General features: G+C 27.5%; 19 protein-coding genes and 1 tRNA gene. 8 read left to right on the forward strand and 12 right to left on the reverse strand.

The genetic code is table 11. The annotated features are described in order from the left end of the window. Positions 1-161: 161 nt before the first annotated feature. From CINFORN2912_RS01125 to CINFORN2912_RS01150, 6 genes are all read left to right on the forward strand, one after another. Positions 162-665 (forward strand): ACP S-malonyltransferase, encoded by a 504-nt coding sequence (locus CINFORN2912_RS01125; protein ID WP_075433893.1) that lies wholly within the window; start codon positions 162-164, stop codon positions 663-665. Between the two features lie 44 nt (positions 666-709). After that, positions 710-1,102: a hypothetical protein gene (locus CINFORN2912_RS01130; protein ID WP_075433896.1), complete on the forward strand. Its 393-nt coding sequence runs from the start codon at positions 710-712 to the stop codon at positions 1,100-1,102. Next, on the forward strand, positions 1,099-1,836 hold the full coding sequence (gene fabG, locus CINFORN2912_RS01135) for a 3-oxoacyl-ACP reductase FabG (protein ID WP_075433899.1): 738 nt from the start codon (positions 1,099-1,101) through the stop codon (positions 1,834-1,836). Before CINFORN2912_RS01130 ends, fabG begins: the two co-directional genes overlap by 4 nt. 75 nt (positions 1,837-1,911) lie before the next feature. Then, positions 1,912-2,148, forward strand: coding sequence for an acyl carrier protein (locus CINFORN2912_RS01140; protein ID WP_075433900.1), 237 nt, complete (start codon positions 1,912-1,914; stop codon positions 2,146-2,148). 16 nt (positions 2,149-2,164) lie between these two features. Continuing rightward, entirely contained in the window at positions 2,165-3,148 is a 984-nt protein-coding gene (locus CINFORN2912_RS01145; RefSeq protein ID WP_075433901.1) for a DNA polymerase III subunit delta' C-terminal domain-containing protein, read from the forward strand. Between the two features lie 31 nt (positions 3,149-3,179). Then, positions 3,180-3,959: a TatD family hydrolase gene (locus tag CINFORN2912_RS01150; protein WP_075433902.1), complete on the forward strand. Its 780-nt coding sequence runs from the start codon at positions 3,180-3,182 to the stop codon at positions 3,957-3,959. 636 nt (positions 3,960-4,595) lie between these two features. Here the strand turns inward: CINFORN2912_RS01150 and asnS are convergent. The 3 genes from asnS to CINFORN2912_RS01165 all read right to left on the reverse strand — a co-directional run bounded on the left by asnS (position 4,596) and on the right by CINFORN2912_RS01165 (position 10,310). Next, a complete protein-coding gene (gene asnS / locus CINFORN2912_RS01155; RefSeq protein WP_075433905.1) occupies positions 4,596-5,993 on the reverse strand; it encodes an asparagine--tRNA ligase in 1,398 nt (465 codons plus the stop codon). A 405-nt stretch (positions 5,994-6,398) separates the two neighbouring features. Further along, positions 6,399-7,346 carry a rhodanese-related sulfurtransferase gene (locus tag CINFORN2912_RS01160; RefSeq protein WP_075433908.1) on the reverse strand — a complete coding sequence of 316 codons (948 nt, stop codon included), beginning with the start codon at positions 7,344-7,346 and terminating at the stop codon, positions 6,399-6,401. Between the two features lie 78 nt (positions 7,347-7,424). Further along, entirely contained in the window at positions 7,425-10,310 is a 2,886-nt protein-coding gene (locus CINFORN2912_RS01165; protein WP_075433911.1) for a valine--tRNA ligase, read from the reverse strand. Positions 10,311-11,447: 1,137 nt separating this feature from the next. On the opposite strand from CINFORN2912_RS01165, the gene argF reads away from it, so the two are divergent. Both argF and CINFORN2912_RS01175 read left to right on the forward strand, forming a co-directional pair. Further along, entirely contained in the window at positions 11,448-12,461 is a 1,014-nt protein-coding gene (gene argF / locus CINFORN2912_RS01170) for an ornithine carbamoyltransferase (RefSeq protein WP_075433913.1), read from the forward strand. 91 nt (positions 12,462-12,552) lie between these two features. Then, positions 12,553-12,933 (forward strand): RidA family protein, encoded by a 381-nt coding sequence (locus CINFORN2912_RS01175; protein WP_244268594.1) that lies wholly within the window; start codon positions 12,553-12,555, stop codon positions 12,931-12,933. Positions 12,934-13,013: 80 nt separating this feature from the next. On the opposite strand, the gene CINFORN2912_RS01180 is transcribed toward CINFORN2912_RS01175, so the two are convergent. The 9 genes from CINFORN2912_RS01180 to secG all read right to left on the reverse strand — a co-directional run bounded on the left by CINFORN2912_RS01180 (position 13,014) and on the right by secG (position 23,914). Continuing rightward, on the reverse strand, positions 13,014-14,744 hold the full coding sequence (locus CINFORN2912_RS01180) for a DEAD/DEAH box helicase (RefSeq protein ID WP_075433919.1): 1,731 nt from the start codon (positions 14,742-14,744) through the stop codon (positions 13,014-13,016). Between the two features lie 275 nt (positions 14,745-15,019). Next, a complete protein-coding gene (gene pnp / locus CINFORN2912_RS01185; RefSeq protein ID WP_075433922.1) occupies positions 15,020-17,101 on the reverse strand; it encodes a polyribonucleotide nucleotidyltransferase in 2,082 nt (693 codons plus the stop codon). A gap of 216 nt (positions 17,102-17,317) precedes the next feature. Beyond that, positions 17,318-17,587: a 30S ribosomal protein S15 gene (gene rpsO, locus CINFORN2912_RS01190; protein WP_075433925.1), complete on the reverse strand. Its 270-nt coding sequence runs from the start codon at positions 17,585-17,587 to the stop codon at positions 17,318-17,320. Between the two features lie 67 nt (positions 17,588-17,654). Continuing rightward, on the reverse strand, positions 17,655-18,590 hold the full coding sequence (gene truB, locus CINFORN2912_RS01195; RefSeq protein WP_075433928.1) for a tRNA pseudouridine(55) synthase TruB: 936 nt from the start codon (positions 18,588-18,590) through the stop codon (positions 17,655-17,657). Between the two features lie 54 nt (positions 18,591-18,644). Beyond that, positions 18,645-19,004 carry a 30S ribosome-binding factor RbfA gene (gene rbfA / locus CINFORN2912_RS01200; protein WP_075433931.1) on the reverse strand — a complete coding sequence of 120 codons (360 nt, stop codon included), beginning with the start codon at positions 19,002-19,004 and terminating at the stop codon, positions 18,645-18,647. Positions 19,005-19,087: 83 nt separating this feature from the next. Next, a complete protein-coding gene (gene infB / locus CINFORN2912_RS01205) occupies positions 19,088-21,283 on the reverse strand; it encodes a translation initiation factor IF-2 (protein WP_075434235.1) in 2,196 nt (731 codons plus the stop codon). Between the two features lie 388 nt (positions 21,284-21,671). Continuing rightward, positions 21,672-23,159 (reverse strand): transcription termination factor NusA, encoded by a 1,488-nt coding sequence (gene nusA / locus CINFORN2912_RS01210; protein ID WP_075433934.1) that lies wholly within the window; start codon positions 23,157-23,159, stop codon positions 21,672-21,674. 253 nt (positions 23,160-23,412) lie between these two features. Continuing rightward, positions 23,413-23,501 (reverse strand) — tRNA-Leu (locus CINFORN2912_RS01215). A 164-nt stretch (positions 23,502-23,665) separates the two neighbouring features. Continuing rightward, positions 23,666-23,914, reverse strand: a complete 249-nt coding sequence (secG, locus tag CINFORN2912_RS01220; protein ID WP_075433936.1) for a preprotein translocase subunit SecG — start codon at positions 23,912-23,914, stop codon at positions 23,666-23,668. Positions 23,915-24,621 lie beyond the last annotated feature (707 nt).

Here is a 24,621-nt window from a genome sequence, read left to right on the forward strand (position 1 = left end):
TTAATAATTATTTATTTCGTACATATTTTCAAACTCTTATATGCTCTATATAAAAAAGCATGTGTGTTTATTGTGAAAAACACATGTGTTCTATTCCAATAAGATATCTATCTATATTATCGATTATACTGCTATAAAAAAGCTAATAGGTCAATTATTATATGAACCAATTTGCAATAATTTTTCCCGGATTAGGAACTTACAACATAAAAGTATTAGAAGCATTATTTAAAAAACATAATATAATTCGCCAAACATTTACTGAAGCATCAGACATATTACACAATAACATATATAAAGACTTTATAATTAATGCATCTGATCCTTTGTATTACAAAAAAAATATATATTTAATTATATTCATTTCATCAATTGCCATATACAGGACATTAAATAAAGAAATAGATATTAATCCCGGTATTATGGGTGGACATAGCTTAGGCCAATATTCTGCTTTGGTCTGCAATAATAATATTTTATTTCAAGAAGCTCTAAAAATAATTAAAATACGTAATCAAATTATGCTATTAGCAGTTAAAAATATTCGTATATTAAATTTAATAATTTTAGGATTAAACTATAATATTGTAAAAAGAATTTGCACATCAGTGTCTACTACAAAAAAAAAGTATTTATCTCTATTGTTAACTCAAAAAAACAAATAGTCATTACGGGACATTATTCAGCAGTACATTATGCTGGAACTATTTTGAAAAAACTTTTTTTTGCAAAAATTATTCGATTACCTATCTTAATTGCACCTCATTGTTTATTGATGAAAAAATATAAAAAACACTTTTCTTTTTATTTAAAAAAAATAAATATTTCTTCAAGCACAAATGCAATTATTAGCAATCATAATTCTAACCTTCTATATTCAAAAAAAGATATCTATAATTCATTAGTCAAACAAATATATAAAAAAGTACGATGGAGTGATAATATCAAAAAAATAATTTCTTTAAGAAAAAAAATAATTATTGAAATAGGAATCGGAAGAATATTAACTAATCTAAATAAAAAAAACAAAACAATTCAATCATATTCTACTGATCATAGTAAAAAATTATCATTAATCGTAGATATAATCAAAAAATTATGAAAAAAAAAATTGCTTTAATTACGGGCGCTAATCGAGGCATCGGTAAAAAAATTGCTACAGACTTAATAAATCTAGGAATATACGTCATAGGCACAACAACTACAAAAAAAGGGTTGGTCAAAATAAAAAAAAGATTTCAATCAAACGGAACTGGAGTATTGATAAACTTTATACATAACTCTACAATTAAAAAAAAAATAAAATCGATAATTAATAAATTTAAAGTTATTGATATTATTGTTCATAACGCTGGAGTGATATATGATAATTTATTAGTAACAATGAAAGACGAAGAATGGACAAATGTTATAGACATTAATTTATCTGCTATATTTTATATTACAAAAATCATCCTACCGCCTATGATCAAACAAAGATATGGCCGAATAATTGTCATCAGCTCACTCTCCGGAAAAATAGGGCAAAAGGGACAAACAAATTATTCAGCATCAAAATCTGGTTTGATAGGTTTTGCAAAATCTTTAGCGTTAGAGGTGGCTTCCAAAGGAATTACAGTGAATATTGTTTCTCCCGGATATATTATAACTAATATGACTAAAAATATACTATCTTCTCGAAAAAAGGAAATTTTGAAAAAAATACCGGTAGGTCGCTTTGGAAAAACCAAAGATGTCTCTCACCTTGTATCTTTTTTGTCATCAGAAAAATCTTCCTATATTACTGGCCAAAATATTCATATTAACGGCGGCATATATGCTTCTGCAAGCACATAACTTTCCGTATATAATGATGTTACAGTATTCATAATAAATTTCTACTATTATTCAATATCATGGAAAACGAAAAAAATGAAAAGTATTACTAATCGAGTAAAAAGAATAATTCAAAAACAGTTCCCTACAAAAAAAACAATTTGTTTAAGCAGCCGGTTGCATAAAGAATTAAAAATTGATTCATTAGATTTCGTAGAATTAATTATGCTGTTAGAAGAAGAATTTAATATTGAGTTATTCGACATAGAAGAAGAAACAATAAAAACAATACAAGATCTAGTAATATACATTACAAAAAAAATTAATAAATAAAGATAAAAGCTTATATATGAAGAACTATCCGTGGCTATTACATCAGTATAATGACATTATTGAAAAATACTTAAAAAAAAAATTACATCCAATCATTTTAATGCAATCCAATAACGATATAGGCGTTTCCAACTTAATTTTACAAATCTATAAATGGATTTTATGTTCTAATAAAAAAAAAAATAAAAATTGCGGGCATTGTCTCGCATGCAGGCTAATAGATTTAAATAATCACCCAGATGTATATAATCTCTATCATTTATCTAAAAAAAAAAATATTGGAATTGACGTAGTTAGAAACGTTCTAAATAACTTATATAATTCCTCACAACAAGGTGGAAAAAAAATAGTTTGTTTTCCCGAAATGAACAATCTCACCCAAGAAGCGAGTCATTCTATATTAAAAACTTTAGAAGAACCGCCACATGATACGATATTTTTTTTATGCACAAACAATATATTGCAAATCAATAATACCATTAAAAGTAGATCAACTATTTATCTAATTCCCTCTCCAAGCGAAAAAAACAATTTAATTTGGCTAAAAAAAAAGAATAAGTCTTTTCTTTCTTTTCAGCTATTAACTGCGTTACGAATGAATAATAACTCTCCTATTAATGCGCATAAATTTCTAAATAAAAATACCTTTAAACAAAGAGATATATTTATGCAAGCAATAAAAAAATATATTTTTGACCATAAAAATATTGATCTATTAAAATCTATATACGGTTACAATACAAAAAATGTTGTTTTGTGGGTTTTTTATTTGTTAATAGATACTATAAAATATAAAACAAATTACATAGGCAAAATCAGAAATATAGATAATTTAAAATTAATTAAGATAATTTCCAATAAAAATAGTATCAATGCATTAAAAAATAATTTATTAACTTGGATCAGTTACCAAAAAATATTAACTCATGCATTTAATATTGATAAAAAGTTAGTTTTTACTGAGCAAATTTTATCATGGGCAAATGTAATATTAAAATAACGTTTTATCCAAACCAATAAGGATCAAGAATATGTTTTTAATTGACAGTCATTGCCATATTAATCGTATATATAATGCTAAAAAAAAAATAAATATTAATAATATTTTAAATAAAGCATATTCAAAACATGTTAAATTATTCTTATCCGTTTCTACATCCTTATCAGACTTTAACGATTTATTCAAACTTACAAGCGCATATAGAAATATTTTTTTATCCTGCGGCCTACATCCGTGTTATTCACACTTGATCAATGATATCCAAGATATTAAGTCTCTTGCCACAAACAAAAAAGTCATCGCGATTGGAGAAACGGGGCTGGATTTCTATCGATCTCAACAAAAAAAAACCGAACAAATAACATTATTTGAAAAGCATATATGCATCAGTAGAATTACTAAGAAACCATTAATTATACACAATAGACATGCAGATAATGAAGTTATAAATACTCTAGAAAACCAAAAAAATAAGTTATCTACCGGAATTATTCATTCGTTTACAGGAACAACAGAATTTGCAAAAAAAATATTAGATTTAGGATTTTATATTTCATTTTCCGGAATTATTACATTTAAAAAATCACACGAATTACGTTCTGTTATAAAATTTATTCCATTAGATAGATTATTAATAGAAACAGATTCTCCGTATCTCGCCCCTGAGCCGTATCGAGGAACTAACAATCAGCCCTATTTATTATATTATATAGCTCAAACTGTTAAAAAATGTTTAAACATAGATCTTGATAATCTCTCAGAAATACTAAAAAAAAATTTTTTTGAATTATTTAACATAAAAAACTTCTAAATAAAATATAAAAAATAATTAAGTAAATGCTATTAATATAAAAATATTATATATTTCAAAAAAATAAAAGTATAGAATTTTATAATCAAGTTCACTAACTATATTTTAATATTTTTTCAAAAACAAAGAATAACTAATTATTAAATTCATTACGCTAATTAAGAGAGCCTTAAATATGTAAATCTATTTATAGGCTCAAATCATTTTTTTTAACCATAAATACTACTCATTTAACCAAAACCTACAATATAACAAAAAGTTATATGATTGATATTTTTTTTATATTTCCATCATGCTGCAAAAAATATAATCAAAAATTAAATTATTAAATCATTTTAGAGTCTAACGAAGGCGTAGAAAAATAAATTATTATTTACATATACCGAAAGATACTCGAAATACTTACTCTCGGCATAAAAATATTTTTATCAATATAAAAATAAAAAGCACCATATTTATAAACGTAAAAATATATATTTATAAAATAGAAAACGATATCAATAAATAATGTTTTCTAAGCTAGACGCTTGTTCATAAATAAAATTCAGGCAATAAAATTGTATAGATGTTATCCGGCAAGGCAAACTTCTAAAAAAATAAAAAAAATATTTATTTTATTTGATAAAAATAAATATTTTAACAATCAGACTTACCAATAGTTCTAGGATAAGGAATTGATTCTCGAATATTTTTAACCCCAGTAATAAATAAAATTAATCTCTCTACTCCTAACCCAAATCCAGCATGAGGAACGGTTCCATATCTACGTAAATCTCGATACCAATTATATTTTTCCCTATGCAGCTTTACTTCACGCATTCGCGCATCTAAATAATTCATCCTATCTTCTCTTTCAGATCCTCCGATAATTTCACCAACTCTTGGAATAAGCACATCAAACGCAGATACAGTCTGATTATCACTATTCAAACGCATATAAAATGCTTTTAATAATTTTGGATAATTGCGAATCACAATCGGGGATTTAAAATAATCATGTATTAAATATTTTTCTTGCTGAGCAGATAAATCTTCTCCCCAAGAGATATTGTCCTGAATAATATTTCCATTCTTTTTTATTATATTGACAACTTCAGTATATTCAATTTGTATAAACTTCATGCATAAAAATTTATTCAAACGAGATATAAGATTAACGTTAATCGTTTTTTGCAAAAAAATCAAATCAGGAAGGCAGTTATCTAAAACATAACTGATTACATATTTTAATAATTTTTCAGAAAAACTAGATATTTGATCAATATCAGCAAAAGCTTTTTCTACTTCCAACATCCAAAATTCTGATAAATGTTTTTTTGTATTAGAGTTTTCAGCTCTAAAAGTAGGACCGAGTGAATATACCTTAGACAAAGCGCACGCATAAGCTTCTAATGTCAACTGACCAGAAACCGTTAAGAATACTTTTTTTCCAAAAAAATCTATTTTTTTTGCACCTTTGTTTTCTCCATGAAGATGATTACTGGTATCTAATAAAGATACTTTAAACATGGATCCGGCGCCTTCGGCATCAATGCTCGTGATAATTGGTGAAGATACCCACAAGTAATTATGATTCTGTAAAAATTGATTCAAAGAATAAAAAACAGTATTTCGAATTCTAGAAACAACACTAATTAACCTTGTTCGGGGTCTTAAATGAAGAAAATTCCTCATATATTCTACAGTATGTTTTTTTGCTGATATAGGATATAATTCAGGACGATCAACCCACCCTAAAACCTCAATATTATGTGCATTAATTTCATATATTTGAAAATTTCCGTAAGAAAGCAACAATTGACCTTCGACAGAAATAGAACAACCTGCAGTTAATTTAGTGATTTCAGTAAAATTTTGTAATAAAGATTTTTTAGCCACTACCTGAATTGTATGAGCAGATGAACCGTCATATATAGTTAAAAAAGATATTCCTATTTTTGACGTTCTTTTGCTTCTCACCCATCCGTTTATAGTAACTAGCTTATTTACATAATTGTTTTTTGTATAAATATCAAAAATAGAAGCAGTTTTCATAATTACTTCCTTTCGTGTAAAATAAATATATATAATGTATAATTTTAGTTATACGATCTATTTAAATAGTCGTACCATAAAGCTGTATAGTTAATTCAAAAAATTTATATTCAGATAATTAAAAAAATTAAAAAATCAATTTTTATATTTATTGGAATCGATTTTGTAATAAAAGTTCGTTAAAAATATTTAATATCTATAAAAAATATTAACCATATAATTATCAATACAATTTATGTTAAAAATAAACAGTAAATATTATGTAAAAGCCAATAATGACCCTGGATATATATTAAAAAATAAAAAAATTATTAACAATAAATATATTTATATATATTAAGCTAATGATTAATCAAATCTCAGCATGCATGTACTTAAGAATATTATATATGTTCTAAAATGTTTTTATAAAAATAATTTTTTTTGACACTTTTCGCTACAACAAGAATCGAATTTTATAGAACATACCTTGCATTGAATAAATAAGCGATGGCAAAAATTATTAAAACAATTAATATGAACTCTATCTGTAAATTGATTACAGCTTATGCATTTAGAAAAAATTTTATTGGTAACTTTTTTTGCTAAACGAGCATCAAAAACAAAAACTTTTCCCTGGAAATAATTTCGCAAATTATATTTTTTTACTTGTGTTAAATAACATAAAATACCGCCATATATATGGTATACCTGAGAAAAACCATGGTTACGCAATAAAGCTGTAGCTTTTTCACAACGTATTCCACCGGTACAATATAAAATAACTTTTTTTTCTTTGTATTGGTGTAGATATTTAGGAATTTTTTTTAACTGTTCTCGAAATGTTTGAGCAGGAACGGTAATTGAGTTAAAAAAATGCCCAATTTCATATTCGTAACTGTTTCGCATATCCACTAAAACGCATGATTTATATAAAATATATTTGTTAATTAAATAGGCATTCAAATAAATTCCACGCTTTTTATTATTAAAATAAAAATTATTAATCTGACTAGATATAATTTGTTTTTTTACCTTAACCCTCAAATCAAAAAATGTTTCTTTTTTATTTTCAAAAGAAGCATTCATATACATTTTTTTAGTTTTAATATGAATACATTTAAAAAAATGCTTTATATAACTAAATTCAAAAAAGGGGATGCTAATCAATGCGTTGATCCCTTCTTCTGAAATATAAATGCGACCTAAAATATTTTTTTTTTCTAAGTTTAATTTTATTAAATAGCATAATTTTTTCGGATCTAAAATTATAAAATATTTATAAAAAGATAAAACAATACGCTTTTTGCAGCTGTAGTGAGAGTACACATTCTCCAAACAAGTATTCGAAATTAATTGAGTTTTTTTATACATAAAGCGAAATCCGTTTTATATTAGTAGAGAATATAAATATATGTACATATGTTACATACGACAACTTGATCAATGTTTTTATTTTAAACAATTAATATTTTTTTTTACTAAAACTTTTTTCTGAATATTAATCTTGTCTAAAATAGATATATCTTTATTTAAAAGAGATTTTTTTTCTAAAATTAAATGTTTAGGAGCACGAATTAAGAATTGTTTATTGCATAATAAGCTGCCTGTACGCTGAATGGATTGCTCTAATAATCGAATTCTTTTATTCAAACGCTGTAATTCTATGTTAATGTCTAAAAAAGAACTAATTTCCACAAATATTTCAACATCCTCAATAATCCGAATAATAGAAGATGGAATTTGATCTATTTCCTTGATTTCTACCATCTCTTCTAAATAAGCCATTTTTTTTAATACTGTATAGTTTTCAAAAATAAATACTCTTTTTTTATAAGACAAATTTCTTATATATATTTTTAATACAGCATTATATGAAACTTTTGTGTCTACTCGAATGCAGCGTAGAACAGAAATTATTTTTTGAAACCATTTCATACACTTTGTAGCATACACGTTATTTAACGATTTATTATATTGAGGAATAGAGTTTACAACAATGATTGATTTATATATAGGTTGTAATGCTTGCAAACAATTCCAAATATATATAGTAATAAACGGCATGATCGGATGTAACAATAATAGAAGTATACTCAGAACATGAAATAGAGTGTATGTAATGGATTGAATCTCATAATTTTTCCCATATTTTAAAATGGGCTTAATGAGTTCTAAATATTGATCACAAAATTTATGCCATATAAATTTGTGTAATAAAACTGACAAATTATCAAATCGAAAAACCTTCATCGCTATATGATATTTTTTACATACATCATTTAACTCACTAAAAATCCATTTATCTAATAAGCAAGTATTGAAGTAATTATTTTGACTATAATTATTTTGACCAGCATTCTTTTTAATATGCTTAATAACAAAACGACTCGCATTCCAAATTTTATTACAGAAATTTTGGTATCCTTGTAAACGACTCATGTCCCAGTTAATATTCCTGCTTGTAGATGCTAAAGATAAAAAAGTATATCTCAAGGCGTCTGTGCTATGGGCAGAAATTCCCTCTGGAAAATTTTTTATAGTACTTAATCTAATAGTATTGAGTGCATCAGGGTTAATTAAATTTTTTGTTCTTTTTTTTATTAATTTTAATAAACTAATGCCATTAATCATGTCCAAGGGGTCCAAAATATTTCCGTAAGACTTTGACATCTTTTTTCCGGATTCGTCTCGTATCAATCCGGTAATATACACAGTTTTAAAGGGAATTTGGGGTTTTCCGTTTTTATCCTTGATCATATACATAGTAATCATAACCATTCTAGCAATCCAAAAAAAAATAATGTCAAATCCGCAAACAAGAACATCGGTAGGATGAAACGTTAATAATTTTTCAGAATTACCAGGCCACCCTAAACCAGCAAACGTCCATAAGCTCGAAGAAAACCAAGTGTCTAAAACGTCGGGGTCTTGGTATAAGCCGACACTGCTATCTAAAGAATACTCTTTGCGAATAGACTGTTCGTTTTCTCCTACATAAATGTTTTTGTTTATATCATACCATACCGGAATACGATGCCCCCACCACAATTGTCGCGAAATACACCAATCTTGAATATTATTCATCCAAGCTAAATACATATTTTTATATTGATGCGGTATAAAAATAATCTTTTTTTCTTTTACTGCCTGAATTGCTAATGAGGATAAGGCTTTGGCATTTAAATACCATTGATTAGTTAGCATTGGCTCTAAAATAACCCCACTTCTATCTCCGTGAGGAACACTAGCTTCATGCTTAATAACTTTTTTAATAAAACCTGTAGCCTTTAAAATCAGTAAAATTTTTTTTCTTGCAATCAAGCGATCATGATTTTGTAAATTTTTTGGAACTTGATTATCAAAAATAGATATCTTTTTTCCATTATAATCCAATATATTAAAGGTTTTTCGTATTTTGCCATCTCTTGTAAAAATATTAATCATAGGTAACTTATTGCGCTGACCAATATCATAATCATGAAAATCATGAGCTGGTGTAATTTTTACACAACCCGTTCCCTTCAACATATCTATCGAAGCATCGCTAATAATAGGGATTATACGATTTAATATAGGAACTAAAACATACTTTCCGATATATTTTAAGTATCGACTATCCTCAGGATGTACAGCTAATGCAGTATCCCCTAGTAAAGTTTCAGGTCGAGTAGTAGCTACAATCACTCCGCCTTTATTTAATAGATTATATTTTTTCTCTACAAAAGCGTACCGAATATACCACATATTTGTTTGACAAATTTTGTTCTCTACCTCGAGATCCGAAATAACTGTCCTAAAATGTATATCCCAGTGAACTAATTTTTTACGCCTATAAATTAGTCCATCTCTATATAACGTGATAAAGACTTTTTTTACAGCTTCCGAAAAATTCGAATCTAGCGTAAACCGAACAGAATTCCAGTCAATTAAATGTCCTAATCTTTTTATTTGTTTAAACATTATTAATTCAGATTTTTTTTTCCAATGGAAAATTTTGTTTATAAACTCTTTCCTGGAATACGAATTTTTGTCTTTACCCTCTTTTCTTAACAAATAACGCTCTACGACCATTTGTGTCGCAATACCAGCATGATCTGTCCCCATTTGTAATAATGTATTTTTTCCAAGCATGCGATGATATCGCGTTATAACATCCATAATAGTTTGCTGAAATGCATGACCCATATGCAAATAACCGGTTATATTGGGAGGCGGAACCATAACGCAAAAACTATCAGAAGATATTTTTCTTTCAGAATGAAAAAAAAATTCATTTTTTTTTAAGTATTTTTGTATTTTTTTTTCTATTAATTGAAAATTATAATGTTTTTCCATAATCTCTATAATCACATCGCTCATTTATTTTTAAAAAAATAAAAATTTTTATATGTTAAAAACTAATAAAAACATGTATTTTACACTACATTATAAATATAAAATAATATAGAAATTTCTATCCCAGTTATTTAACTGCTATCAAGAAAAATAAATAATTTTTTAAAATAAAAACTTTATTTTATTAATAACACTGTGTTAATATTAACTACTAATATCAAAAAAAGTAAACAGGAGTGAACTGAAATATATGTTTTCATTAAATATATAAATTTAGATATATGTATATTTCTAAAAAATTTACTATATAGTTAGAATAGCGCTAACAATAAAATATTATTTTATATATTATACCCGCTTGCCTAGTTACATCAATCAATCGAATAAATGTTTATATAATATATATCATTCAATTATGATTTTGATATCTATCAAATATTATAGCATAATAACGGTTATTATAATTTACTCTAGCCGTGCCATACGATTAAAAAAATATACTTTAAAACTAACATAAGAAAAATGGTTACAATGAAATAATTCTTAAATTTATCAGTATAGCTATACTCAACAAACTCGTATATCTATGCTCAAGCATTGTCTTTTATCATACTTTCGTGGTGTTAAAACTTAAAAATATAAGCGTTCGAAAGATAATCGTTTTTTTTATCTTTTTTTAATAAAATTATCTATATATATAAATTAATAAATTGTTAGTTTATCATTAATTAGTAAAAAAAAACTATTTTTTTCGCTTTGGCGCCAAAAGAAAAAAATTAAAAAAAACCGCGTTCTAAATAATCTATGCAAAAAAGCCCTTAAAAATTAAAATTTATACTAAAATATAAACCCATTTTTTACGTATTCAGATTTTTTCTCTGTATAAGAAAAAGTGTGTAATAAAACAATTAAAGATTCATAATATAAACCAAAAAAATATTTAAAATCTAAATTTTTCAGGTATTCATAAATATTCATAATTAAATTAATATTATTAATTTTTGATATTCATAAGCAATTATACATATAATATGTATATATCAGAATAATAAACAAAAACACTTTTACAAAATAAATTGTACATATCGCTGCATATTACCCATTATGCAAATAAAAAAATATATATAAGAGAAACACATGAAAACATTATATAAAAAAAGCTGTCTAAATCTATCTAGCTTTACAAAAAAAGAAATCATTTATTTGGTAAAATTGTCACAATTGTTTAAAAAAAAAAAAGAAAGAAAAATGGAAAAACAATATCTTAAAAAAATAAATATAGCATTAATTTTTGAAAAACAATCTACCCGCACTAGGTGTGCATTTGAAATAGCTGCTTACGATCAAGGAGCCAACACCACCTATTTGGGCCCAAACGATACACATATAGGATACAAGGAATCAATAAAAGATTCAGCTAAAGTATTGGGAAAATTATACGACGGAATACAATATCGAGGTTTTTCTGATCGAGTGCTCGAAGATTTTAATAGATATGCAAAAGTACCTGTATGGAACGGACTAACCAATACTTTTCATCCTACTCAAATATTAGCAGATTTGATTACAATAAAAGAAACCTATCCGGATGTTCCGTTAAAAAAAATTAAATGCGCTTATGTCGGTGATGCGCAAAATAATATATGTAATACTTTAGTAGAAGCATCAAATATTACTGGTTTACAAGTTAATATTGTGGCCCCTAAGTTATACTGGCCTAAAAAAAATATTTTTTTAAAAAATGATATTAATACTACTCAAAAAAATAACATTAAATATACTGAAAATATTCAACAAGGCGTTCAAAACGTTGATTTTATTTATACAGACGTATGGGTTTCTATGGGAGAAAAAGAAGAACGATGGGAAAAAAAAATACATGATCTTTATCCGTATCAAGTTAATAAAAAAATGTTAGACATGACAAATAATCCCAATATAAAAATATTACATTGTTTACCAGCTCTACATAACAAAAAATCTATTGTAGGATTAAAAATATGTAATAAATTTAATTTAAATAATGGACTAGAGATTAGTAGCGAGGTATTTAATTCCCATATAAATCTTAGTTTTCAGCAGTCCGAAAATCGATTACATAGTATTAAAGCATTATTAGTGTCATGTTTATCTAAACAAAAATTCTTTTAACAAATAGAATAAAAATATACTATTTTTATTCACAAAAAATATAAAATAATATATTTTTATTACAAAAATATACAAAATATTAGGAAATCACGTGCTCAAGAAAAAATATATTTTAAATAAAACATTTGGACCTTATTCACCTATTATTCAGGTAAATAATTTATTTTTTATTTCCGGTCAAATTCCTATATATCACAGGACTGGCGTTATCCCTGATAATCTATACGAACAAACAAGTTTGGCGTTAAATAATATTCGCGTTTTATTAAAAAAAAGTAATTTACATATAAGAAATATTGTCAAGATAACTATTTTTACAACAAAAATAAACCAATTAAATGAAATTAATTTATCTTATCAAGAGTTTTTTAACAAATATACTCTAAAATATCCCGCAAGATCATGTATAGGTATATCCGCATTACCCAAAAAGGTAGATATAGAAATTGAAGCTATTGCTGCAATATTATAATAACAACATATGCCACTGAGTGGCATAATATATAAAATCGTATTTTAATAAGCATCCAGTTTCTCTAGAAAATAGAGAAATTACTTATTCTTATAATTTTGATATTTTCGAGCGCTTTTCTTTCTATTTCTCTCTAAAGACGCGCTTATAGGAATAATTTTGATATTAATCGCTTTATTTAAAATTCGTGTATTTAATAATCGTACTAACAAGCGCTTGGAATGACTCTTTGGGAGCTCTATAGTAGAATAATTCGAAAATAAGCGAATATTACCAATCAAGCGGCTACTAATATCTCCTTCATTAGCGATGGCTCCTACAATATGACGCACCTCCACTCCATCACTGCGACCCACTTCAATGCGAAATACTTGAAAATCTTCCAGTTTCTTACGATTATAAATAGATCGAGAGTTAGTTTGTTTTATAAATCTATTTTTATTACTCCAAGACGGATTATTTCTGCCATGAAAAGAAAGAACAGGGTATTTTTTATCAGAGGGTATAATTAGCGGGCGCTCGCCTTGAGCTAACTTTAATAAGGCTGCAGAAAGTTTTTCAAAATCCCAACCATCAATTAAATTTAATTTTAATAATAAGGACTGATATAAATATAAATCAGAACTATTTAACGCATCTTGTACTTTTTTGGAGAAACTTTTCAACCTATATTCTGCTAGTACTTCAGATTTTGGCAACTGCACTTCCGGAATAGAGTGTTGAATGACTCTTTCAATATTTCTTAATAATCTACGTTCACGATATTCCACAAACAACAAGGCTCGACCAGTTCTTCCTGCTCGACCAGTTCTTCCGATACGATGAACATAAGACTCTGCGTCCATGGGAATATCATAGTTAATGACAAAGCTAATCCTATCTACATCCAAGCCTCTAGCTGCTACATCTGTTGCAATTAATACATCTAATTGACCATTTTTTAATCGCTCTAGAGTTTGTTCTCTCAGTACCTGATTCATGTCACCGTTTAGAGCAGAACTGTTGTATCCATTTTTTTCTAATGCCTCAGACACTTCCAAAGTAGCGCTTTTTGTTCGAACAAAAATAATGGTTGCAGAAAAATCTTCTACTTCTAAAAATCGAATTAAAGCATCAGTCTTTTTCCCTCGCACTATCCAATAACTTTGTTGTATGTCAGGACGCGTATTACCGGTAGACTGTATTTTAACTTCTTTTGGAGAGCTCATAAAACGCTTAGATATTCTTCGAATAGCTTCTGGCATGGTAGCTGAAAATAATGCTGTTTGATGTGTTTTAGGAATTTTGGACATAATAGTCTCGACGTCTTCTATAAAACCCATGCGCAACATTTCATCAGCTTCATCTAGTACTAGGCTTTTTAAATGAGTTAAACTCAGCGTATTTCTTTTCAAGTGATCTAATAATCGACCCGGAGTACCTACAATGATTTGAGGTCCTTTTCGCAGGGCTTGAAGCTGAATTTCATATCTTTGACCCCCGTATAGCGCTAACACCTGTATTCCAAATAGATATTTAGAAAAATCAGAAAAAGATTTAGCGACTTGTATAGCTAATTCGCGAGTAGGAACTAAAACTAAAATCTGAGAACGTTTTAAAGAAACTTCAATATTATTCAATAAAGGTAAAGCAAAAGCAGCGGTTTTTCCGCTTCCCGTTTGAGCCATACCTAAAACATCTTTTCCTAATAACAAATCAGGAATACATGCAGATTGAATGGGAGAGGGTTTTACATATCCTAATCCTTCTAAAGATTTTATTAAACAGGAATTAAGATCGAAAAAAGAAAAAGAGTTATAGTTTTGAGCCATGCAGAGTATAAGCCTCTTATGTTGCAATAACGGCCAGTCTACTACACAACTCAATAAGAAAATTTTTACTTATTTTCATTAAAGAGCATAAACCGGCTAAATTGAATGTATATATATTTTTAGGAAAATAAATTCTTTTAATACAAAATTTTTAAATATTTAATAGTTGCAAAAATTAGTAAAATTTAATTATACAATAAAATAAAAAAATAAGATAGTCCATATATTTATGTCAAATAAAAACCCATAAACTCAAATAACATATATCTACTTATCTAAATATCTTTCATACTTAAACGAATACGCCCTTGTCTATCAATATCTAACACCCTTACAAAAATTGCTTGATCCACTCGCAAATGATTCACTACTTTATCCACTCTTTTGTGCGAAATCTGAGAAATATGTATTAACCCCTCCTTACCTGATCCAATAGCAACAAAAGCCCCGAAATCTAAAACGCGGGTTACTTTTCCCGAATATACTTTTCCGATCTGTATCTCTTCTGTAATTTGTTTAATTCTACGAATTGCATTTTTAGCCTTTTCCCCAATAGTAGAAGAAATTTTAACTATTCCGTCATCTTTAATTTCAATAACAGTGCCCGTTTCTTCGGTTAACATTCTAATAACAGAACCGCCCTTTCCTATAACATCCTTGATTTTTTCAGGATTAATTTTTATAGTATATATTCTTGGAGCAAATTTTGAGATATCACTTCTAGGAATTTGCAATGCGGTTTCCATAATATCTAAAATTTTTAATCTTGCTAATTTAGCTTGATCTAAAGAAGCTTCAATGATTTCACTAGTAATTCCAGGAATTTTGATATCCATTTGCAAGGCAGTAATGCCAATTCTACTACCTGATACTTTAAAATCCATATCACCGAGATAATCTTCATCCCCTAAAATATCTGATAAAATAACATAAGTATCATGTTCTTTAATTAACCCCATAGCAATTCCAGCAATAGCTGATTTAATCGGTACGCCTGCATCCATTAAGGCCAAAGATGCGCCGCAAACAGAAGCCATAGAAGATGAACCATTAGATTCTGTTATTTCTGAAACTAAGCGAATAGTATATGGAAATTCATCGATATTTGGCATAACTGCTAAAAAACTACGTTTAGCTAATTTTCCATGACCAATCTCTCTTCTTTTCGGCGAACCAACAATTCCGATTTCTCCAACAGAATAAGGGGGAAAATTATAATGAAATAAAAAGTTATCAGTTCTATCTCCTAGAAGATCGTCTAAATTTTGAGCATCTCGAGATGTCCCTAAAGTAGCCGAGACCAGGGCTTGAGTTTCTCCTCGAGTAAATAATGCAGACCCATGAACACGCGGCAAAATGCCAGTTCTAACATCGATGGGTCTAATTATATGATTCATTCGACCGTCAATTCGTAATCTACCCTTTAAAATACGTTTTCGTACAATATTTCGTTCTAAAAAAAAGATACTCTCTTCAATTTGGGAAATTGTTAAAGAGCTATCTTTGCTTAATAAATCTGTTATAATTTGTTGTTTAATATCGCTTATTTTTTTTAATCTCTCTTTTTTAGAAAAAATGTGATATGCTAAATTAATATCCTTTCCAATTTTTTTAGATACTAAAGAGTATAAAGTTTTATCGGGTTTATACATTGAAGAACAGATATTAGGAACTTTGTTCGCTATTTTAGAAAATAAATAAATATTATCAATTAAAGATTTTTGATGCTCATGGCCAAATAAAATTGCATTGAGAATTTCTTCTTCTGATAAAATATCTGCTTCTGCTTCCACCATTAAAATGTTTTCTTTAGTTCCTGATACTATTAAATCTAAACAACTTTTTTTCATTATATCAGTAGAAGGGTTTAAAATATATTTGTTGTTTAATAACCCAACACGCGCGGCGCCTATAGGACCTAAAAAAGGTAGTCCAGATAAAGATAAAGCTGCCGATGCCCCTATAATAGAAATAATATCTGGATTAATCTGAGGGTTTACTGAAATTACGGTTGCAATAATTTGAACTTCATTTAAAAAATCTTTAGGAAATAAAGGGCGTATGGGCCTGTCTATTAGTCTAGACGTCAAAATTTCATTTTCATTCGGCCTGCCTTCTCGTCGGAAAAAACCACCAGGAATTCTGCCGGCAGCATATGTACGTTCCTGATAATTAACTACTAAGGGAAAAAATTTTTGCCCGGTCGTGACCGCGTTATCGCTAACAATTGTAACCAATACAGTTGTATCGTCCATGCTCGCCAAAACTGAAGCAGTAGCTTGTCTAGCTATAACACCGGTCTCCAAAACAATTGAGTGTTGACCATATCTGAACTTGTGTATACTTGGTTTTAACAAAATTAATATCCTTAAAAAATAAAAAATTTAAAAAAATGACAATTATCACTTGATACAAAATCTCAAAATAATATCATTTCGTTAAAATAAAATACATTATGTACCTTTGACATAGAAAAAGCCAAGAAAAGAGCTAAAAAAAATAGCTCTTTTTATGCATAAGATTATACTTTTTTATTAAAAAAATTATTTGATTAAAAACGATAATCTAATTACTTAATGACGTAAACCTAATTTTTTAATTAAAAAAAGATAATTGTGATATTCTTTAGATTTTATGTAATCTAATAACTTTCTACGACGAGAAACCATTTTTAACAATCCCTTTCGCCCGCAATGATCTTCTTTATGAGAAATAAAGTGTTTTTGTAAGTAGTTAATCTTTCTGGTTAACAGCGCAATTTGTACAAATGAATGCCCACTGTTGAGATTAGATTTTCCGTATTTAAGAATTAAATTCTTAGTGTCTAATTCATGTTTTAACATAAATATACTCTATATATTAGTTTATTGAAAATAAAACAGTTAAATGCATGGAATGCAATATAATACTTCATAAATTAAAAATACACTCCGGAATTAAAAAACATAATTCATTTATTTTTCCAATTCCCAAAAATGTATTTTTTTTTCCAGTAACAACTCGAACTACACTAGCTTTAAGCGCATAACATAAAAAAATACTTAAATTTTTTTTAAAACTTTTAGCTTCTACATTATTCAATTTTATTTGAGGGCACTCTAGAAAAAAAGAACTCACCGGAAGCAAAAATGCACTCAGCATGTTCGGGAGATAAAATTTATGAATTTGATGTATATTTTTATTTTCTACAAAATATAAATCAGAAAATGTAACTAATTGGGATGAATTATAAGAACCTACTTTTAAGCGACGTAAAAAAACAACGTGAGCCCCGCAAGTTAACTTTTTTCCAATATCTTCTACTAAACTACGAATATATGTCCCCTTAGAACATATCACTGTTAACTCTAAAAAACCACTGATAAACTGAATACAGTTCAACTGATAAATGATTACGTTTCTTGAACTTCTCGGGATACATATACCTAATCGAGCATATTTATATAAAGGGATCCCTTGATATTTTATAGCCGAAAACATGGGAGGAACTTGCTGTATTTTTCCTAAAAAAGTATTTAAAATTTTAATAATTTCGCTGATGTGCAACTGTATAGAACGAGTATATAGGATTTGACCTGAAGCATCTCCTGTAGTCGTAACTTCTCCTAGCTTAGCTATAACATGATATTTTTTTATAGAATTTGTTAAATATTTAGAAAATTTTGTTACCTTTCCAAACAAAATAGGGAGCATTCCTGTAGCTAACGGATCTAACGAGCCAGTATATCCAGCTTTCTTGGCCAAAAAGATATTTTTTACTTGCTGTAACGCGCCGTTAGAGGAAATACCTTTCGGTTTATCTAATAATAATATTCCGTTATAACTATTATAATTTCTATCATCCATACATTAACCTGTATAATATACAATATAACGATGGCCACCAGTTTATCGTGCGCTCTATTTTTTTCTACTACTATGAATAAGCCTTGAAATCTTCATTCCTTTAATAAAGGAAATATCGTGAATAAAAAGTAACTTAGGGACAATCCGAAGATATATGTGTTGATTAAGTTGCGCACGAATAAATCCTGAAGAATTATGTAGTATTCCTAACACTAATTTAATATAATCAACATCTTCGTGATTTAAAAAAGTTATAAATATTTTCGCATACCCTAAATCTGATGATACTTTTACTTCAGAAACAGTGATTAAAGCATTTAATCGAGGATCTTTTAAATAGTGTCGAATAATAACCGCAATTTCTTTATGTAGGCTGCGTTCTAATCTATTAGCACGATAAAGCTTTTTCAGCATATTATTTCCTATTAAATAATCAATATATTTATATATATGCACAATGAAATCGATCGTGTATATCTTTAAAGCATTATAATAAATTATGTAATTATTTGAAATAATTCAATTATATCTCCAATTTGAACATCATTATAGTTTTTTACACCAATACCACATTCTACTCCGTTACGGACCTCTAAAACATCTTCCTTAAATCTGCGCAAAGACTCTAATTCGCCTTCATAAATTACAACACTATTTCTTAAAACTCGTATTGGATTAGTTTTTCTAATGATTCCATCCATCACCATACATCCAGCTATTAAACCAAATTTTGGAGATTTAAATATACTTCTTACTTCGGCTAACCCTAAAATCTGTTGTTTATGAGTAGGAGTTAATAAACCCGATACTACTGCCTTGATATCATTAATTAAATCATATATTATCGAATAGTATCGTACGTCCAAACTTTCTAATTCTATAATTTTTTTTGCAGAAGGAGTAGCTCTGACATTAAATCCTATTAAGATAGAACAGCTTGTAGAGCTCAAATATGCATCAGTTTCAGTAATAGCACCAACGCCAGACATAATGATGCTAACTTGAGAATTCGAGTTAGACAGTCCGGTCAATGAACCTAATATAGCTTCTAAGGATCCTTGGACATCTGCTTTTAAAATAATATTTACATCTGATTCTTTCGTAACATTAATATCATTAAATAAATTCTCTACATTCATTTTCTTTTGATTCGAAAACTGAAGATCTCGAAATTTTCTTTTTCGATATAACGATACTTCTTTAGCTTTTTTTTCATTATGAACTACTACTAGTGTATCACCATTTTTTGGAACTCCAGATAAACCAAATATTTCTACAGGAAGAGAAGGGGTAGCAAATAAAATATTTTCACTAAATTCATTACGCATTAATTTAATTTTTCCATATTCTAAGCCACAAATGACAATATCATTCAAACGCAAGGTACCTTCTCGTATTAATACAGTAGCCACCGGACCGCGCTGGTTGTCCAATAGAGATTCAATTACGGTTCCAGAAGCCATATTGTCATATGAAGATTTTAGTTCTAATATTTCAGATTGTAACAAAATTGTTGATAATAAATTATCAACACCTTTCCCTGTTTTTGCTGATACCGGTACAAAGATATTTTCTCCTCCTAATTCTTCAGAGATAATAGAGTGTTTTACTAATTCTGTTTTTATATTACTAACGTTAGCATCCGATTTATCTATTTTATTAATAGCCACAATAATCGGAACATTAGCTTGTTTTGCATGTTGAATTGCTTCTATAGTTTGCTGCATTACTCCGTCATCAGCAGCTATCACTAAAACTACTATATCTGTAATCTGTGTCCCTCTAGATCTCATAGAAGTAAACGCAGAGTGTCCAGGGGTATCCAAAAATGTTATCCTGCCATGAGCGGTATTAACATGATATGCGCCAATACGCTGAGTAATGCCCCCACTTTCTCTTGAGGCAACGGCTGTAGCTCGAATACGATCCAACAATGATGTTTTTCCATGGTCTACATGACCCATCATAGTTACTACAGGAGGTCTTTTTTCTAATTTTAGATTACCAGAATTTCGATTTTTCATGATAGAAATTTCTAATTCATTTTCACGATATATTAATACTTCATGGCCCATTTCCTCTGCGACTAACTGAGCAGTATCTTGATCTAATATGTGAGTGCTAGTAGCAGAAACACCTAAATTTAGTAAATTATTAATAACTGCAGAGCTTTTTACAGACATTTTGCTAGATAAATCTAGAACTGAAATAAAATCACCTATAATAATTTTTTTATTTAATTTTTTGGGCGGTTTATTAAACTTTTGTTGTAAAACAGAGCGATGCAAAGAATGAGAATTAAATTTTTTATTATCTCCAGACGAGCGTTTATGCAAACCTTTAGCTGAATAGAAACGGTTTTTTTTATTATTCTTCTGAGAATTAACTAGCTTAGTAGGCTTTTTACGATTAATAAAGCTTTTTTTAAAATTAGATGAGCTATAATCATAGTATGCTTTTTTCTTATCGTTGGGGGCAAGACTATTAGATTCAGTGTTTTGGTGCATTAATTTTTTTTTTTTATTTAATAAACGGGTTTCAGAAATCTTATTATTTATTTTTTTTTTTAAAACCTGATTAACCGGTTTCTGATTTTTTTTTCGCACTATAAAATTGGCGCCAGGAGACTTTATATCTAACTTATTTGTCAATATTTTATCTTTATAAACAATCTCCTTTTTTTTATTTGACATTAATAATGATTTATTATTTTTATCTCTGATTTTTTTAAATTTCACTGGTAGAATTATCTCTTTTATTTTAAAATTGCTTTTAAATAAATATTAATGTTGTTAAATATAATTGAAATACTGGTTAATAAAGATTGCTTAAAAATTTTTTAATTAAATAATTTCACAAATATATAAAAATATTAGGATACATATACCATGATTAATATTTTTTTTTAAAAAATTGCTTTATTTCTTACAACGATATCGTTTTAATAAAAACGATATGTTTGTATAAATCATATTACATATGGTCTATTGAACAAAAATTATAAAAATTTTCCAAAAAAATCTTTAACGTTTTGTAAAAAACTTAATAGAACATTTATCATGTTTTTCATTATAACCCCCTTTATTTAGCATTATGAAACCAGCAAATATTACGGGCCTCCATAATTAAACGGCCAGCCTGAGAAGATGTTAATATAGCAATATCATTTAAATCATCAATACTCTGTTCCGCTAAGCGCTCTAAAGTATATATTTTTTTTTCTGTTAATTCTTGAATGACAATTTCGTTAATATTTTTTAAACGAAATAATTCGGAATTTAGGCAATGTTTTTGAAATACTTTATTAGATTTTTCTTGCTTCTTGCTTAAAAGAGATATAGCTTGTTTGCGAAGCTCTAAAATAACGTTTCGTTTAATTCCTCTAATAGATAATAATTCTTGCATAGAAGCTTCAACTATCGATTGAGCAGAAGAAAAACCCGAATATATTAATAATGAAATATCATTTTCAGTAAGGCGCAATTTATCCTTCAAAATACCAAAAAAATTATTTTTTTCTGTCTTCTTTGCCTGAACTACAAACTCAGAAGTCATTATATTTAATTCCCAACCGGTTAATTGAGATGCTAAGCGTACATTTTGTCCGTTTCGACCAATAGCTTGAGCTAAATTACACGTTTTAACTTCTACATTAATTATATGATTAAAATCATCTAAAACAATTGATGACACATCTGCTGGAGCCATAGAATTGCTTACAAACTTTTCTGGATTCTTATCCCATAGAATAACGTCTATTCTCTCTCCACACAATTCGTTGGAAACAGCTTGAACGCGAGCTCCCCTCATGCCAACGCAAGCCCCTATAGGATCAATTCTCCCGTCGTAAGTAGTAACAGCTATTTTAGACCGAGAACCCGGATCACGAGCAATAGCTTTAATTTCTATTAATTTTTCTCCAATTTCAGGAACTTCAATCCGAAATAACTCTACTAGCATATCTGATTTAGATCGACTAATAAATAATTGAGCTCCATGAGTTTCATAAGATACCTTATACAAGATACCCCGAACCCTATCATTAATTCTAAAATTTTCTCTCGGTAACATATCATCGCGCATGATGATACCATCAATATTATTTCCAATATCTAAAATAGTATAATCTCTATTAATCTTTTTGACAATACCCGCTATAATTCGGCCTCTTTTTTTATAAAATTGATCAAGCACCATTTCTCGCTCTGCTTCTCTAACTTTTTGTATAATAACTTGTTTAGCTATTTGAGTAGCAATTCGGTCAAAAGTTACAGAACTAATACGATCTTCTATGTAATCATAGAGTTGGATAGCATTATCTTCAAATCGAGCAGCTTCTAATGTTATTTCTTTTGTAGGGTTACATACTACATTTACAACTAACCATCGCCGATATGTATTAAAACTACCATTTTTACGATTTATACATACTCTAATATTAATATCTTGATTATATTTTTTTTTAGTAGCAATGGCCAAAGCGCTCTCTAAAGCTTCAAAAATTTTTTCTCTTGAAATAGATTTTTCATGCGATACAGCATCTACTACAGACAATATTTCTTTATTCATATCAGTTATCCTTAAATTAACATGGATATATTAGCCACCTAAAGAATTCAAAGAAAAAAGAAATTTTTTTTTTTAAAAAAAAAATATTAAATATTTAATCATAAATACTACTAAATTATATAAATATATTTACAAAAATATAACAACAAAAAACCCCGAAATATTCGGGGTTGAAATATTAAATAGCTGTTTTAATACATATACATGCAATATAAAGAAATCGAAAAAAGAAAGAAAAAAGAAACATAATTTATACCGAAGACGGGAATCGAACCCGTATACTTATTATCATTAAGTACTACCTCCTCAAGATAGCGTGTCTACCAATTTCACCACTTCGGCTAAAGCTTTAATATAATCATGGCAACTATAGTATAGTAAATAAAAAGAAATAAAGAAATAAAAAAATAAACAAAAAAAACAGGATTATTTAAAATAAAAATTTTATCAATAATATTGATACATTTTATATTTACTATATTATACAAAACACCTTGTGTTCATTTTTAAACACCTGAATAAAAATTCATTAAACTCTTAAAATTAGATAACAATAAATTAATAATTAAAAATAACATTAATAAAAAAAATATTATATATATTGAGGCGGTATTTTTAGACCCCTCTGTAAATAACTGAGAAGAATAATCGCTAGTGGTGGACGATAATTCATTTCCTGGACTAGGTTGAAAAATAATAATAGAAACTAACGCAACAGAAACAAATAACAATACAATTAATAAAAAAAGATGCATACAAAACACCACAGGTTATTTAAACAATAAAATTTCATTAAATACAGCATATCAAAATCACTATATATTAATTATATTTTAATAATATTCTAAAAATATCTTAAAATTTAGTATATGTTACATCAGTATATATTTTTTATAAAGAACATATAAAATGCTTTATAAATGAAAGACAAAAAAAAAACAAGGAAATAACACTATAATTTATGTGCTAATTTTTATAGCTATTAGTTTATTTTTTATAACTTATATAAAATCTCAAAAACATATATCAACATGTTCGTTGTAAATAATTATGTATATTTTATATACATTGTTTTTTATTAAAAATCTATTAGTCATAGTAAATACTATATAAGTATGACTTATAATTTTTTCAAAAAATTAACTATTTTCAGTTTAGCATTATTTTAAAATTAAAAAAAAAAACAATAGCTACATAAAATATTTATCTCTTTAATTTTACTATTATAGATTTACCCGTAAAAAATGACTAAAAATTTTATTTCGTAGATTCGAATAAAAAAGAAAAACAAAGGTATTTATGATTTCATACTCATTAAAATTAATAACGATGAATAAACATAACGCTATACTGTAATAACGCATCTCGATTGAAAAAAAGCAGTATAGCGCATATATTTTCATTGAAATATAAAAATAAAAACATATATAATAAAAATTATATATGTTTTTTCAGAAATAAT

This window comes from Buchnera aphidicola, assembly GCF_900128725.1.
GTDB classification, from domain to species: Bacteria; Pseudomonadota; Gammaproteobacteria; order Enterobacterales; family Enterobacteriaceae; genus Buchnera_F; species Buchnera_F aphidicola_K.